The sequence below is a fragment of the Bulleidia sp. zg-1013 genome, assembly GCF_019798045.1.
GTDB lineage: Bacteria > Bacillota_I > Bacilli_A > Erysipelotrichales > Erysipelotrichaceae > Bulleidia.
In genome coordinates this window covers 46,594-61,839 of record NZ_JAGXEX010000001.1, presented here as the reverse complement: position 1 = coordinate 61,839, position 15,246 = coordinate 46,594, and the positions used below count along the sequence as shown (strand labels likewise).

15 protein-coding genes are annotated in these 15,246 nt (G+C 34.1%); all 15 read left to right on the top strand.

The window, feature by feature from the left end; all coding sequences use genetic code 11:
* The first annotated feature begins 121 nt into the window (after nucleotides 1–121).
* The 15 genes from K7I92_RS00270 to K7I92_RS00200 all read left to right on the top strand — a co-directional run bounded on the left by K7I92_RS00270 (nucleotide 122) and on the right by K7I92_RS00200 (nucleotide 15,241).
* Nucleotides 122–391 (top strand): single-stranded DNA-binding protein, encoded by a 270-nt coding sequence (locus tag K7I92_RS00270; protein ID WP_220281610.1) that lies wholly within the window; start codon nucleotides 122–124, stop codon nucleotides 389–391.
* Nucleotides 392–496: 105 nt separating this feature from the next.
* Entirely contained in the window at nucleotides 497–721 is a 225-nt protein-coding gene (locus K7I92_RS00265; RefSeq protein WP_203245659.1) for a helix-turn-helix transcriptional regulator, read from the top strand.
* Nucleotides 721–1,428 carry a hypothetical protein gene (locus K7I92_RS00260; RefSeq protein WP_220281609.1) on the top strand — a complete coding sequence of 236 codons (708 nt, stop codon included), beginning with the start codon at nucleotides 721–723 and terminating at the stop codon, nucleotides 1,426–1,428. Before K7I92_RS00265 ends, K7I92_RS00260 begins: the two co-directional genes overlap by 1 nt.
* A gap of 422 nt (nucleotides 1,429–1,850) precedes the next feature.
* Nucleotides 1,851–2,741: a hypothetical protein gene (locus tag K7I92_RS00255; RefSeq protein ID WP_220281608.1), complete on the top strand. Its 891-nt coding sequence runs from the start codon at nucleotides 1,851–1,853 to the stop codon at nucleotides 2,739–2,741.
* A 70-nt stretch (nucleotides 2,742–2,811) separates the two neighbouring features.
* Nucleotides 2,812–3,933 (top strand): hypothetical protein, encoded by a 1,122-nt coding sequence (locus K7I92_RS00250; RefSeq protein ID WP_220281607.1) that lies wholly within the window; start codon nucleotides 2,812–2,814, stop codon nucleotides 3,931–3,933.
* Between the two features lie 577 nt (nucleotides 3,934–4,510).
* Nucleotides 4,511–4,684, top strand: coding sequence for a transposon-encoded TnpW family protein (locus tag K7I92_RS00245; RefSeq protein WP_203245663.1), 174 nt, complete (start codon nucleotides 4,511–4,513; stop codon nucleotides 4,682–4,684).
* A 31-nt stretch (nucleotides 4,685–4,715) separates the two neighbouring features.
* Nucleotides 4,716–4,919, top strand: coding sequence for a hypothetical protein (locus K7I92_RS00240; protein WP_220281606.1), 204 nt, complete (start codon nucleotides 4,716–4,718; stop codon nucleotides 4,917–4,919).
* 175 nt (nucleotides 4,920–5,094) lie between these two features.
* A complete protein-coding gene (locus K7I92_RS00235) occupies nucleotides 5,095–8,028 on the top strand; it encodes an AAA family ATPase (protein ID WP_220281605.1) in 2,934 nt (977 codons plus the stop codon).
* A complete protein-coding gene (ftsY, locus tag K7I92_RS00230) occupies nucleotides 8,025–8,996 on the top strand; it encodes a signal recognition particle-docking protein FtsY (protein WP_220281604.1) in 972 nt (323 codons plus the stop codon). Before K7I92_RS00235 ends, ftsY begins: the two co-directional genes overlap by 4 nt.
* Nucleotides 8,986–9,291 (top strand): hypothetical protein, encoded by a 306-nt coding sequence (locus K7I92_RS00225; RefSeq protein WP_220281603.1) that lies wholly within the window; start codon nucleotides 8,986–8,988, stop codon nucleotides 9,289–9,291. Before ftsY ends, K7I92_RS00225 begins: the two co-directional genes overlap by 11 nt.
* A 13-nt stretch (nucleotides 9,292–9,304) precedes the next feature.
* Entirely contained in the window at nucleotides 9,305–10,501 is a 1,197-nt protein-coding gene (locus K7I92_RS00220) for an acetate kinase (RefSeq protein WP_220281602.1), read from the top strand.
* A gap of 2 nt (nucleotides 10,502–10,503) precedes the next feature.
* On the top strand, nucleotides 10,504–11,454 hold the full coding sequence (locus K7I92_RS00215) for a bifunctional oligoribonuclease/PAP phosphatase NrnA (protein WP_220281601.1): 951 nt from the start codon (nucleotides 10,504–10,506) through the stop codon (nucleotides 11,452–11,454).
* A gap of 82 nt (nucleotides 11,455–11,536) precedes the next feature.
* On the top strand, nucleotides 11,537–12,265 hold the full coding sequence (locus K7I92_RS00210) for an ABC transporter ATP-binding protein (RefSeq protein ID WP_220281600.1): 729 nt from the start codon (nucleotides 11,537–11,539) through the stop codon (nucleotides 12,263–12,265).
* A complete protein-coding gene (locus K7I92_RS00205) occupies nucleotides 12,249–13,841 on the top strand; it encodes a putative ABC exporter domain-containing protein (RefSeq protein WP_203245671.1) in 1,593 nt (530 codons plus the stop codon). Before K7I92_RS00210 ends, K7I92_RS00205 begins: the two co-directional genes overlap by 17 nt.
* Before the next feature lie 92 nt (nucleotides 13,842–13,933).
* Nucleotides 13,934–15,241 (top strand): DEAD/DEAH box helicase, encoded by a 1,308-nt coding sequence (locus K7I92_RS00200; RefSeq protein WP_220281599.1) that lies wholly within the window; start codon nucleotides 13,934–13,936, stop codon nucleotides 15,239–15,241.
* The last annotated feature ends 5 nt before the right edge of the window (nucleotides 15,242–15,246 follow it).

Sequence of the window (15,246 nt, the reverse complement as noted above, 5' to 3'; positions counted from 1 at the left end):
TAAAGATGGTAAGGATAAGAAGTCCCACTCAAAACAATTTAATATATAAGATATTTAGCGATTGAATTAAAAGTTCAGTTGCTTTTTTATTAGAAATTTAAAGATTAAGGAGAAGAAATTAATGGATAGAGAAATGATAAATATTAATGCAAATTTAGTCAGGGAAGCTGAATTTTCAGAATTTGAAAAAGATGGAGAAAGTGTTCAAGTAGCAAACTTCACTTTGGTGAAGAAGTACGGAGGTGGTAAGGAATACACCAAATGCTCGGTGTATGGTGAAAAAAGTGAGATGGCAAGGGACTTTAAGAAAGGCGATTTTATCCATGTGTTTGACTACTTCAAGGAAAGAGCCAAGGAATCAAGCGCTTATGGCAAGATAAGGACGGAATGACAATCCTAAATCTAAAACTAAGACTTCAAGCAATGAAATATTGATTGTACTCAATGATTATGGTATAATATTGCCGATAGTATTTGTAAAGAAAAGAGGGTTGATATGGCACTAAACTATAAACCATTATGGATACAACTTGCAAAGAAAGGCTTAAAGAAAACAGATGTTATAGCAATGGCGAATTTAACAACTAATGTTATGGCACAGATGGGAAAAAATAAGCCGATAACACTTAAAAATTTAGAGAGAATATGCAAAGCACTTGACTGTACACCTAACGATGTATTCTCTTTTGATGATGAATGTGTTGAAAAGGAAGAGGTGTAATGAATGAAGGTAAAATAAAATTTCACAGTATTTATTATAGATATATATTATTTTTGTTTTCATTTTCTATAATGACATTATATGCAATATCAGATGCTATGGGTGGCAATATCAATTTCTTTAACGGCTTCTTAGTTATAGAGAGAGAATGGTTAAAATATATTGTAGTTGGAGTTTCTGTTATCATTATCGGTATATTTTCATTTGTAAAGTGGAAATTTTATATCTGTAAAACAGGAATTTATTTAAGAAAAATAGATTTACTTGTGCCTTGGGAAGATATTGTTGCAGTCAGTCATATTTGGCTTAATGAAGCTAGTGGTTCGATAGGTAATTTACATTTATACCATCGTAAAACACTTGTTATTTATAGAAAGCAATATAAACCGATTTGTATTTACAATATTTCTGTTTTAGCATTATATGCAGCAAAATTTTATAATCCCTACCTAAAAACGAATATTGTATCGGCTACTTTAGCTACTATTTTTAATGTTATTCTGAACGGACTCATATTTTATGAACTTTGGTTTAATCATTTGAATAGCATAAAACTTGAGGCTTTGATTGTTTGGGCTATTCTATATGCAATAAAGTCATCGGTATTTCCGTTAGTCATGGTTAAACATCAAAATAAGCTGTATGGAGCATATTTATTCCATGACACAGCGTATAAGAAAAATCCTTCAAATGCAATTCATTTATAAAATAAGGAATTTGATAATGAAGAAAGCATATTTATTTGTGATTTAGTTTGCCATAACATTACTAACAGGCTATGCCTGTTTAAAAGAATATGAGAAGAAATAAAGGCAGGAAGTAGGGTTATGATAAAATCAGACATTCGAAATTCTATTCAGTATAAATATATTAAATACAGATTTAAGAGAAAATGCCTTGTTTTTTGGGAAAAGAAACATTCCGCTAAGTGAGATAAAACATATAGAAGTACATTGTATTCAATGAAGAAGAAATAATGGTAAGGGGTACATTTCGATTATGGAAAGAAAAAATGGAAAAGACACTAGTATTCTATTTAGAAAAATCAAAAGGAATGATAGGTTGGAAGATAAGTTAAAAAATACAAAAAAATATTATATTTCAATTTTTAAAGGAGTGTGGGATTAATATGATTAATTGGGTATTTCTGTATTTAATAATAGGAATGTGGCTTGTCTTCACAGCAATTCTATTTGTATCCTATCGCTGGATTAAGGCTGCGTATCTAAAGCGTGTTAATGTTGCAGCATATGATTCGTATAGTGATAGACCCGCACCGAAAATTATACAACTGTTATACTTATTAGTTTTTATTCTATGTTTAATTTTCGTGATAAAAGTAGATATCGGTCCAATATGGGCACGCATGATAGTAGCTCCGCCACTGGTTGCTTTAGTAAAAATTCGTAAAAAGCCGGAGCATGATATTTTCATAATCCTGTTAATCTTTACCTTATGGCTCGGTTCATTATTTACTTATATGCTTATTGGGTTTCCACCAAAATCTCCAAAGTTACAGATAGGCAATACTACAATTACAGCAGGACATACAAGTTATCAGGAAATAGAAGATAGCGGTTTGATTCTTAAATATGTAGAAAATCCATATCTCAATGGAGTCAAAGAAGAAAAATTTTACGATATTTATACAAGAGGTAATCATAAAATAATGAGAATGGCTTTCGTTGCAAAGAGTGGGAAAGTGACAAATAAGTCACCCGTAAAAGAAATCTATATTGACAAAGATCATTTCAAAAACATAAAAGATGAGAATTTAGTAATGAAATTCGATGAAATCAATCTCTTAGAATCAGTATCTCAGAAATGGCTAGATTCTTTATTAAATGGAGGAGCTTCAATTTTGCCTGCAAATCCAACCGTAGACAGTAAGGTTGGTGAATACAACTTGAGTTACAATGGCAAGCCAAAAACCGGATTTTGGTCGCATCAAAATGTAAATATTCAAACCGATGAAAATGGGAATATTGAAATTTTAAGAATCATTGCAACATTTTCATAGATGAATTAGGCGTTTGGAAAAGACGAGGTATAAATTAGAATCTGTAAAACAATTTTTAAGGTGATTATTGATGAAAAAATATATTTTAGCTTTTGGTTTAGTTATTATTGGAATTATTGTGATGATGTTAACCGGCTGTTCACATACAAAAGAAGATGAAAATAAAATCATGCAATTTCTTAATGAGGTATATGGAAAAGAGTCTTACACCATTCAAAAAGATTTTAAACATAAACATCACTATCTTGTGAAACTCAAGCAATATCCGAAGCTTGAATTTACGGTGACCGTATCACATCAACCCTTTACATCGCCCTATATATGGAGCGATTTTAATGAAGTTTTTAGCGAACACGCAATCAAGAAATTCAAAGCATCAAAGGATTTAGGCACAGATAAACTTGAATATTTAGATCCGGAGTTTATATATAGCACAAAAGTAAGCTCTCTTAAAGAATTAAAAATATCCTATGATAAATTGGTAAAATTTATTGATTTTATTTCTGCAAAATATCCTATCATCGTTGATACCGGCTTGCTTGATATAAGGCTGAACGTTAGCGGAATCACGTTAAAGGGAGATGTTGAATCCGAAACTAAATATTTTGATATTTGTAAAGCAAAAAATAGAAAATTAACCATAAAGTCTTATGAGGAAATTTATAATGAGCTTGCTTCTAAAATAAAAACTCAAAGCCAAAGTTCAAAAGGTCTTGTTTTTAAAGCAAGTACAGGGCGTGCATTTTCTTTAGGAGGGGATACATTTGAAGATTGTCTTTATAAAGGGTTAAAGCCTAAAGATTTCGATGCAAAAAAACTTAAAAAAATCATTTTAAAACCGGGAGAAATGAGCGATATTTATACTTTTGAAAGTACAGACAATTATCATGATGTAAATATAAAGTTGCAGGCAAAAAACTTAACAAGTTCCCCTTGTTCTCTATACGACGCAATAATAGTAAAAGCTGATATAACAGGTTCAAAAACAATATCTATTGGTAGTACTTCGATTGAACTTGAGTTTGATAAACGAAGAGAGTGGATTGATCCATATAAGGCACTTAAAATCTCTCCACCGAAAAATAGCGAAGAACGAACGAAAGGTGTTTCATACAAAAATATAAGGGTTCGCTTTGAAAAATATAACTATTGGGAAGGAGTTAAAAAGGTAACTTTGACATCGGAACAATAATATGCATTTCTGATTGTGGTTGTATCAGAAGTTGAACGTTACTTAAAAAAGAAGAAATGAAATAAGCAATAATAAGTTATTTTCTTATGATATTTGTTGGGAAAATTATTCAGCTCACTATCGATTTACCTTGAGAATGGATAGAAAGCGAACTACCTTTGCCATAGAATATTTTAATTTCAATAACAGAATTTATGATTATGCTAACTTTATTATGTGGTTGAGCATGTTCTTTAAGAGAGAAAAAGGTATTCTCCTATGTGGTGATAAAAATCATGAAGATACCTTGATTCTATCCTCTGATATATCCATAGAACAACTTGAGAAGTGGCTGCAAAAGTCTGGGATATAAATGAAATATGTTTATGCATGTTATTTTCTTTCTGGATATTTTTAGTGTGAGATTTTCAGCAAGTAATTAGCTTGTACAGTATATGGCTTGATTAGCAGATTAATGCAAATCCCAGTTTGTCGAGCTGAATAAAATTAAATATTGAAGATACAAGGCGATTAAGAAATAGAAATTTTAATCGCTTTTTTTTAATCGCTTTTTTATTGCAATGAAAGGAATGATGATATGCAAAAAAATAATACAGGAACAAAGACGATAAAGAAGATTGGGAAAGTAACTTATGAGGTTGTCGTTCACTTTAATGAAAGTGCTACTGAAACCATGCAAGACAAATTAAAACGCATAATGCTTAGAGAAATGGAGAGAGAAAAACATCAAAAAGGCGATAAAAATGATTAGAAAGTCCTTGACAAGTTGTTACAGAGGAAGCATGAAAGACGGTTTCACCATCACTAACGAGAAAGAAGCTCCACCAACACCACCAAATAAAACCGTACCAAAAACAGAAGATAGAACCAATCTGTTCTTATACGCTTGGTTGATGTTTGTTTCAGGAAGTTTACTTGTTCTGTTGGGTATTAGAAAAAGAAAACAGCAGGAGATTTTTAAGCAACCAAGATTAAAAATTAAATAAAGACCATACAACAAGGAAGATTTTCCTTGTTGTCATCAAAGGACTATTTATACCAAAGTATAGAAGTCCTCCTTTTTATTCCTACCAATAATGAAGACTTACCATTTAAATTCGCAATATCTTCAGCATAGATATAGGAATTTTGGTATAATAACTTAGATTGTAGGAGAGTTACATGTTCTTAAAAAGAGTAGAGATGCAAGGCTTTAAATCTTTTGCGGATAAAACCATTATTGAATTTGACCACTCTATTACGGGAATTGTTGGACCGAATGGTTGTGGAAAATCGAATATCACGGATGCGATTCGTTGGGTTTTAGGTGAGCAAAGTGCTAAAAGTATGCGTGGCGATAAGATGAATGATGTTATATTTGCGGGTTCTGCGAATCGTCGTAGGGTTAATTTGGCTGAAGTTACTTTGGTATTTGATAATCGAAATCATATTTTAAATCGTCAAGAAAATGAGGTGGAAGTCACTCGTCGTTTATATCGAGAAAGTGGGGAAGCCAATTATTTAATCAATCGTCGACCAGTGCGTTTAAAGGACATTGTAGATTTGTTCCTAGATACAGGTTTAGGAAAAGATTCTTTATCCATCATTTCGCAAGGTAATGTGTTATCTTTTGCGGAAAGTAAGCCCCTTGAAAGAAGAAGTATTTTCGAAGAAGCGGCTGGAGTTGCGAAATATAAGAAAAGAAAGCTAGAAACCTTATCTCGTTTAGAACGCGGTGAACAAAATTTAGAACAAAATCGTTTCATTCTTGCGGAACTTGAGAAACAAGTCAATCCATTGAAGCGCCAAGCCAAGAAAGCTGAACTCTATCGCCAGAAAAAAGAACGTCTACAAAAGATTGAGATAGCCGTATTAGTGAATTCTATTCGTCAGTTATACGAAAATTTAGAAGCTTTGGATCAACAACTCTTTGATAGCAATACCAAAAAAACTGTCTGCCAAACCGATATTGAAGTAGGTGAAAGTCAAATTCAAGTTTGGCGTAAAGAAATTCATGAAATGGACCACCGTGTTCAACAGTTGCAGGACCGGTTGATGAACGCTAATAATTCTATCGTTTCCCTAGAGGCAAGAAAGAGTGAGTGGGAAGAAAAGAGTAAGTATATTTTAGAAGTTGGTAATTTAGAACAACAGCAACAAGAACTACAACATCTTTACCAAAATGCTAAATTAGAATATGAAGATCGTTTAAGTCGCCAAAGAGCGTATGAACAAGCTATTCAATTGAGTCAAAGCCAATTAGCTTCCATTTCAACGGAATTATTGGATTATAAAAATGAATTGGACATTTCTTCTTTCCGTTGCCAAAAATTAGAAAATCATTTACAAGTTTTAGAACAACTTCAAAAGAATCCTTTTAACCATAATGCTGGTTTAAAAACGATAGTTGAACATCAAGCTTCCTTAGATGGTATTATTGGTGTTATTGGGCAATTACTCCAAGTTATACCAAATTATGAAGAAGCAATCTCAACAGCCTTAGGTGGTGCTATTAATCAGGTTTTAACGAATAATGAGGTATCTGCTCGTCATGCGATTGATTTCTTAAAGCGTAATCAAGCAGGTCGTTGTACTTTTTTACCATTAAACGTTTGTCAAGCACGTTATGTATCGAAAGAAGCTTTAACTATCCTTCAAAGCCAAGAGGGCTACTTAGGTTTAGCCAGTGATTATGCGACAATTGATTCAAAATACCAAGCGGTTATTGATGCTTTATTACAGAATGTTCTTGTTGTTGAGAATCTTGAAAAAGGAAATGAAATCTCGGCGTTGGTGCATCGCCAATACAAGATTGTGACCTTAGATGGTGAAGTGATTCATCGTGGTGGTTCAATGACGGGTGGTCGTTTGAAGCAAGAAACAAATCTAATGACCATCAAAAAAGAATTTAATACTCTACAAGCAAATCTAGATGCTTTATTAGCGAAGAAAGAAATTGCCCGAAGAAACTATGAAAAAGCTGAAGCTAATCGAAGAAAAGCGGCTTCTACTTTAGAAGAAAATCGTCTAGCATTAGCTTCCTTAGTGCCGGTGGTAGAAGCTAAGAAAGCGAGAATGGATAAATACTGGGCAGATTTAGAACGCTTAGGTAAGCAAGAAAAGCAAAGTGAAGAAGGACCTTCCTTTATCTTTGATTTAAATAAAGCCTATCAAGTTCGTGATGAAGTAACGAAAAAGATTCAAGCTCTTCGTGAACAACGTTATCAAGCAGAAAACCAACTGGAAAGAAAAGAAGCGAAGCTACGTCAAAAGCGTTCTGAACTAAATGATGTTCAACAAGATAGTCATCGTTTAGAAATTGAAAAGTCCAAACAAGAGACGAAATTAGAAAGCAACTTACAGCGCTTATCATCGGAATATAAGATGACCTACCAGTTTGCAAAAAAGAAAGTGGATGTACAAGACTTCAAACAAGAAGAAGCTGAAGTGCAACAACTTTGTCAAGAAATTGAAGCCCTTGGTAACATCAATATGGATGCTCCGGAGCAATATGCTGAAGTAAACGAGCGTTATGAAACCCTTGAAAAACATATTCAAGAGATTGAAACTTCTATTTCGCAATTGTTAAAGGCAGTAGATGAAATGGATGATGTGATGAAGTCACAATTTCAAGAAACCTTTGAACAGGTGAATGAAGCCTTTGGTGAAACCTTCAGTGCTATCTATGGTGGTGGTAAAGCTTTCTTGCGCCTACAAGATCCCAATGACTTATTAGGAACAGGCATTGAAATCTTTGCTCAGCCACCAGGAAAGACAGTGCATAATAATATGTTATTTTCGGGGGGTGAAAAGAGTTTGATTGCTTTATCGGTATTATTTGCGATTTTAAAGGTAAAACCCATTCCATTGGTTATCTTAGATGAAGTGGAAGCGGCTTTAGATCCCGCAAACGTATCTCGTTTTGCTCAATACTTAACACATTATGTTGATAAGAGCCAATTCTTAGTGGTAACACATCGTCCAGGTACTATGGAAAAGGCAGATATTCTATATGGTGTCACAATGCAAGCACAAGGTGTTTCTTCTTTATTAAAGGTTAACCTAGTGGATGCGATGCACTTTAGCGATGATAACGCAAAAGGAGATGAACAATGAGTTTCTTAGATAGTTTAAAAGCTACTTTTCGTAAGAAAGATGATCAAGCTACTTATTTATCCGGTTTTAAAAAATCCAATCAAAGTTTTGGCAATAAGCTAGGTGAAATGCAGTACCATTTCAAAGGGGTAGATGATGCCTTTTTAGAACAATTAACGATTATTTTATTAGAAGCCGATGTTGGTATTCATACCGCTGATTACATTTGTGAACAACTAAAGATTAAGTGTAAAGAATACCCATCCATTACATTTCATTGGGCGATGAATTTCTTAATTGAAACGATGCAAGAGTGTTATGAAGAAGTGGAAGATAAGCCAATTCAATTCAATGAAAATGGACCAACGGTTTTCTTATTAGAAGGAGTAAATGGTTCTGGTAAAACAACCACAACAGCTAAGCTAGGCTATTCTTTTCTGAAACAAAGTAAGAAAGTAGCCTTTACAGCAGCGGATACTTTCCGTGCGGGGGCAATTGAACAGCTTCAGGAATGGGGAAATCGTTTATCCATACCAGTGATTGCCGGCAAAGAAAACGGTGATCCAAGTGCAACGATTGTGGATGGTTGTCGATATGCAAAGGAAAATCAGATGGATATTCTTTTATGTGATACGGCCGGTCGTCTACAAAATAAAGTAAACTTAATGGCTGAGCTTAGTAAAATGAATAAAGTGGCCGGTCATGAGATTGAGGGAGCGCCACATAATACTTGGCTAGTCTTAGATGCGACAACCGGTCAAAATGGTTTATCTCAAGCTAAGATTTTTGCGGAAAGCACAAAGTTAACCGGTATTATTTTAACAAAAATGGATGGTACTGCTAAGGGTGGTATTGTCTTAGCCATTAAGCATCAATTGCATATACCGGTTCTTTATTTAGGCTTAGGTGAGAAACAAGAAGATTTACGACCATTTGATTTACAGTCGTATCTATACAGTATTTCCAAAGGACTAGAAGATGCCCGATAAGTTATACTACAATCAATTGCTGGATTTCTATGAAGAACTCTTAAGCGATAGCCAGCAAGAAATGGTTCAATACTATTATCGTCAAGATCTATCACTACAAGAAATCAGTGAATTAGAAGATGTTTCTCGTTCAGCTATTTATGATCGTTTGAAAAGAATTCGTTTAGAACTAGATCGTTTAGAAGAAGTCTTGGGCTTGTATCGTAAAAAAGAGAAAAGAAACCAAGTCCTTCAAGAAATAAAAAAACAAATCAATCCGAAAATTTGGGAAAAATTAGCACAATTAGAAGACTGAAACAGGAGGATATATGACAAAAGTAATTTCAGTAAATTCAGGCTCATCATCATTAAAGTTCCAATTGATTGACATGCCAAGTGAAAAGGTATTGGCTTCCGGTCAAGCCGAAAGAATTGGACAAAAAATGGGAGCTTTCGCCATTCAATTTAATGGTCAAAAGGATGCCTTTGAGCTAGCTTTACCAAATCATAAGGCAGCCGTAGACATTTTATTAAATGCTTTAGTGGAAAAGAAGATTGTTTCAAGCTTAGATGAAATCAAAGGAGCAGGTCATCGTATTGTCCAAGGTGGTGCTTACTTTAATCAATCAGCTGTAGTCGATGAAGATGTGGTACAAAAGGTAGATGAACTAAGCGTTTTAGCCCCTTTACATAATCCGGCTCACTTGGTTTGTTATAGGGCGTTTAAAGAAGCTTTACCAAAGATTGGTCATGTATTTGTCTTTGATACAGCTTTCCATCAAACAATGACACCGGAATCGTATATGTTTGCGACACCATACGAATGGTATGAAAAGTATGCAATTCGCCGTTATGGAGCACATGGTACTTCCCATCAATATGTCAATCAGAGAACAGCTGAATTAATGAGAGAAGATGTGCACCAATTGAATATGATTACTTGTCATTTAGGTAATGGGGCTTCCATTACAGCTATTAAAAATGGTAAGTGTGTGAATACCTCTATGGGTTTAACACCACTTGGTGGTATTATGATGGGAACTCGTTCCGGGGATCTTGATCCTTCTGTTGTTTTCTATATGGCTAAGAAATTAAATTGCACACCGGAAGAAATGGATGTGTATTTAAATAAGAAGTCAGGCATGTTAGGTGTATCTGGTATTAGCTCCGATGCCCGTGATATTCAAGCGGCGGTGGAAAAAGGGAATCCTCGTGCGCAATTAACGGTGGATATTTATACCAATCGCGCTGTGAATGTGATTGGCGGTTATTATATGCAACTAGGTCATGTGGATGCGATAGCATTCACTGCCGGTTTAGGTGAAAACGATGCCAACACCCGTGAAAGAATTCTGAAAGGCTTAGAAGAAGGGATGGGCTTATCCATTGATTATGAATTGAATAGTCAAATTCATGGTAAAGAATGTTTGATTTCAAAACCGGATTCAAAAGTGCAAGTATATGTTGTGCCAACGAATGAAGAATTAGTCATTGCTAAAGATACGGTTCGTTTATTGGGCTTATAGCTATGAAAGAATTTTATCTTAAAAACTCACTTGTTTTAGTCAAAAAGATTGAAAGCTACAATTCTATTTGCATCTTTCGTCATGTGCATCCTGATTGTGATGCCTTAGGTTCTCAATTTGGTTTATATACTTGGTTAAAAACCTATTTTCCCGAAAAGAAAGTGTATGCTTTAGGTTTTGAAACCAGCACCCAATTCGATTTTCCAGCTTTGGATGTGGTGGAGGATGAAGTTATTGAACAATCCTTAGCGATTGTGGTGGATACGGCTAACCAAGAAAGGGTGGATGATCAACGCTTTTTAAAAGCCAAAGAAATCTTAAAAATTGACCATCATTTAATTCTTGATGATTATGGAAATACGAAAATTATCTTAGAAGGCTGTGCCGCCACTTGTCAGATATTAACACTATTATTCCATACTCTTAAGGAATATCCTTTAACCAAAGAAATAGCGACTTATTTATACACGGGGATTCTAACGGACAGTTTAAACTTTACAGCGAATTACACGGATGCGGATACTTTATTAGCTGCCAGCTATTTGTTGGAACAAGATTTAGAACCAGCTAAGATTAGTCAACGCTTATTTGATCAAGATTTAATGACTTTGAAGTTTAAATCCTTCTTGTTATCTAAGATGGAAGTGTATAAAAATCATATTGCTTACGTGGTTTTGGAACAAGCGGATTTGGATGAATGGAATATTTCCGCAAGTGAAGCTAGATCGAAAGTGAATACTTTTTCCGGCATTCAAGAATTTTGGATATGGGCTTTATTTACTTATGACAAAGAAACCGGCTTATACGCGGGGTCTTTACGTTCCAAACAAGTAGCCATCAATGAGGTTGTGAATAAGTACCAAGGTGGTGGTCATAAGAATGCTTGTGGTGTTAAAAATCTTTCAAAAGAAGATATTTCTCGTGTATTAAGTGATTTACAAGAATTATTTTAGAGCATTCCATGGTGAATGCTTTTTTGTTTCTTGAAGAAAACAGGTATAATACTAATAAATTCATTAAGAAAAGGAGATTTCTATGCTAGAGATAAAGAATTTAAGAAAAGCTTATAAAAAAACAATTGCTGTGGACCAGGTATCCTTTCAAGTCTCTAGTGGAAAAGTGGCGGTTTTATTAGGACCAAATGGGGCTGGTAAATCCACAACCATCAAGGCGATTGCCGGCTTAATTAATTATGATGGTCAAATTTTTATTGAAAATCATCCTGCCAAAAGTTTAGAGGCGAAGAAGTTATTTGCGTATGTTCCGGAAATGCCAAACTTATATGAATTATTAACGGTTCGTGAACATTTAGATTTCATTCGTCATGCCTATCATAGCTCAATTAGTGATGAACAGATTAACGCTTATGTTGAACGTTTTGAAATGAGTGATAAATTGGATAAACTATCTTCGGAATTATCCAAAGGTATGATGCAAAAAACAAGTATTCTTTGTGCTTTATGTATTCAACCAAAGGTGATTTTATTGGATGAGCCAATGGTGGGGTTAGATCCGCATGCCATCAAAGAACTGAAAAAAGTAATTTTAGAATTAAAAGAACAAGGAGCAACGATACTTTTGAGTACCCATATGTTGGAAATGATTAGAGAAATTTGGGATGTGTTAATCATCATGAACCGTGGGAAAGTAATTCATGAGTTTGAAAAAGACGCTCAAAGTGATTCGGATATTGAAAATTTATTCTTCTCAATTATTGAAGAAAGTACAGAAATAAAGGAGACTAGCGATGAGAATACTTTTTGATTTGAAATTTCGTTTATTCATCAATCGCCTTAAGAAATCATTTTCTAAACCAAGTAATATTATTTTAACCATCCTTATGCTTGTTATCTTTGGTTTTTGGTTATATGGAATGAATAACTTTGTGAAAATGATGCGTTTAACCAGTTCTAGTCGTTATATGTTGATGGTTTCGTTGATGGGGTTTTATTTAACAGTTCCAACGGTTCTTTCCTATCTAAAGAAACAAGGGGTGATTTTTTCCAAAGCAGATGCACAATTTGTTTTTCAAGGACCATTTCGACCAAAAGATATTTTGATTGTGAACGGTTTGATAGCCTTTTTACAGGGGTATTTAACAATTTTAGTGATTGGTATAGGGGGCATGTTTCTTTATCCCGAACAATGGCTTCGTTTTTTAGTGTATTTAATTTGTGATTTCTTCCTTTCTGCCTTGATCAATGTATCACTAATCATTCTTTGTTTTGGAAATGAGCGCTTAAAAGAGGAAGACTTAAAGAAGATTTCTAAAGCTACGTATGTGGCTTTGGTCTTGAGCTTAGTAATGGTCCTTTTATATACCCAACGTTTGGGCTTTAGTTTTGCTTCTTTTTATACTGTCATTCAAAGTCCTTGGTTGAAATGGATTCCTTTGATAGGGTGGGAGTTCGGTTTTGTTCAATTCATCTTCGTGGAAGTGAATACTGCGAATATTATGTCCGCTATTTTGTTTGTATTATCCGCTATCGTCTTGACCGTGATAGCTATTCGTATGAAATGTAGTGACCAATATTATGAAAAGGCAGAACAATACGCTTCTGAAGTAGCTAAAAAGGTTCAACAAGCGAAACAAAAAGACGGTTTCCCCTTGGTAACGAAAGGAAAAAATTTAAAGAAAGCTGGTGTTCAATACAAAGGACAAGGAGCTAAGGCTATCTTTTATCGCCATCTTTTAGAATATAAAAAGAAAAAATTCTTTATCTTTAGTTTCCGAAGCTTGTTATATCTAGCAATAGCAGCTTTGATTTTTTATCTTCGCCAAGATCCGAAATTTGTTAAGAATGTACTCCCATATCGTTGGTTTGTGATTCCGGCAATTTTGATTTATTCATCGACGTTTGGTTTTAACGGTCAATCGAAATGGATTCAAGAATTACGCTATCCTTATACGTATCTCATACCGGCTAGGTCTTTTCAAAAGTTGTGGGAAGCGACTAAAATGGATCATTTAAAAATGGCAGTGGATGCATTATTGCTATCAATACCTTGCCTTTGGATTTTAGATTTGTCTTTTTCTTACCTATTCATGATTGTGATTTTTGGATTATTAATTAATGGCAATCGTATGTATGTATCAACAATGGTGACGACTATTTTTAAGAATCGTTTGGGAACAATTGGTTTTTTACTAGGATACATAGAATGGATTGTATTAGGAATTATGTATGCAATTCCTATCTGGATTACCTATAAGCTAAGTTCAATCTTTTCAGCTTATGTTTTATTTATGATTTTCTTTGGGATGATTGTTATTTTTACCTTGATAATGATGTATCTTTCTTCATTGTCCTTTCATCATATGGAGTATGTGGAAGAATAAAAAAGACGGGAAATTTTCTTTTGCGAGACTTTAGAGTATCTATTTTGGCATAAATAGAGTATGCTTAACAGGTTAGAAAATTGAGGTAATAAATGACATTTAATGAATTAAATCTAATTCAACCATTATTAGATTCACTAAAAAAGGCTAACTATGAACAACCTAGTCCCATCCAAGAAAAAGCCATTCCAGTTCTATTAGAAGGCTATGATTTAATTGCTTGTGCACAAACTGGAACAGGAAAAACCGCAACCTTTGCACTACCTATTTTACAATCTTTACCAGAAGAAAAAGAACATACGATTCGAGCTTTGATTTTAACACCAACCAGAGAACTAGCTTCACAAATATTCGATAATATCAAAAAGTTTGGTCGCTATATGCGGTTCAGAGCTTGTTGCATATATGGAGGAGTACCATCTGGTCCACAATTGAAAGCACTTCGCAGTGGTTGTGATATCTTAATTGCGACACCCGGTCGTTTATTAGATTATTTAGAGCATGGTAAATTTTCTTTAAAGCAAGTGGAATTCTTTGTTCTCGATGAAGCGGATCGAATGTTGGATATGGGATTCATCACTGATATCAGAAAAATCGTGAAGCAAATTCCAAAGGAAAGAACCACGGCTTTATTTTCAGCCACTATGCCAAAAGAAATTCAAGTTTTAGCTAAGGACATTTTAAATCATCCAAAAGAGGTTCGTATTGAAACGGAAAAATTCACTGCTGAAACCATTGACCAATATTTAATTTACACTGAAAAAGCAAGTAAGAAAAAAGTTTTAGTAGATTTGCTGGGTTCTGCTTTATCTAAGAAGGTTATTGTTTTTACAAGAACGAAAATAGGTGCTGACCGTTTAGAAAAATACTTAAAAGAAAAAGAGATTCCTTGTTTGGCTATTCATGGTAATAAAACACAAGGACAACGATTAAATGCTTTACAAAGATTTCGTACCAATCAAGTAAAAGTTCTTTTAGCAACCGATGTGGCGGCGCGAGGAATTGATATTAAAGATATAACACATGTGATTAACTTTGATTTACCGGAGGATATTGAAAACTATGTGCATCGCATTGGTCGAACGGGTCGGGCTAACAAAGAGGGTGTATCGATTTCTTTGGTGTGCAAAGAAGAGCTGAATTTATTAGCGAGCATTGAGGACTACATTCAATTCCAAATTCCTTTAAAACAAAGTTCTTATTCGCTACCACTGGAAAGAAAAAAGAAGAGAAGCCTAAATCTGAATAAAAAGGCAAAAAGAAATACAGAAACGAAGAAACCTTCTAGTATGAAAATGAATCATAAAAAGAAAAAGAGTTTTCATGAAGACTTAATTCCACAAAAGGAAGTTTCTAAAAAGGCAAAAAAGATTTACCGTTTTAAATTTGAAAGTGAATGATTTAT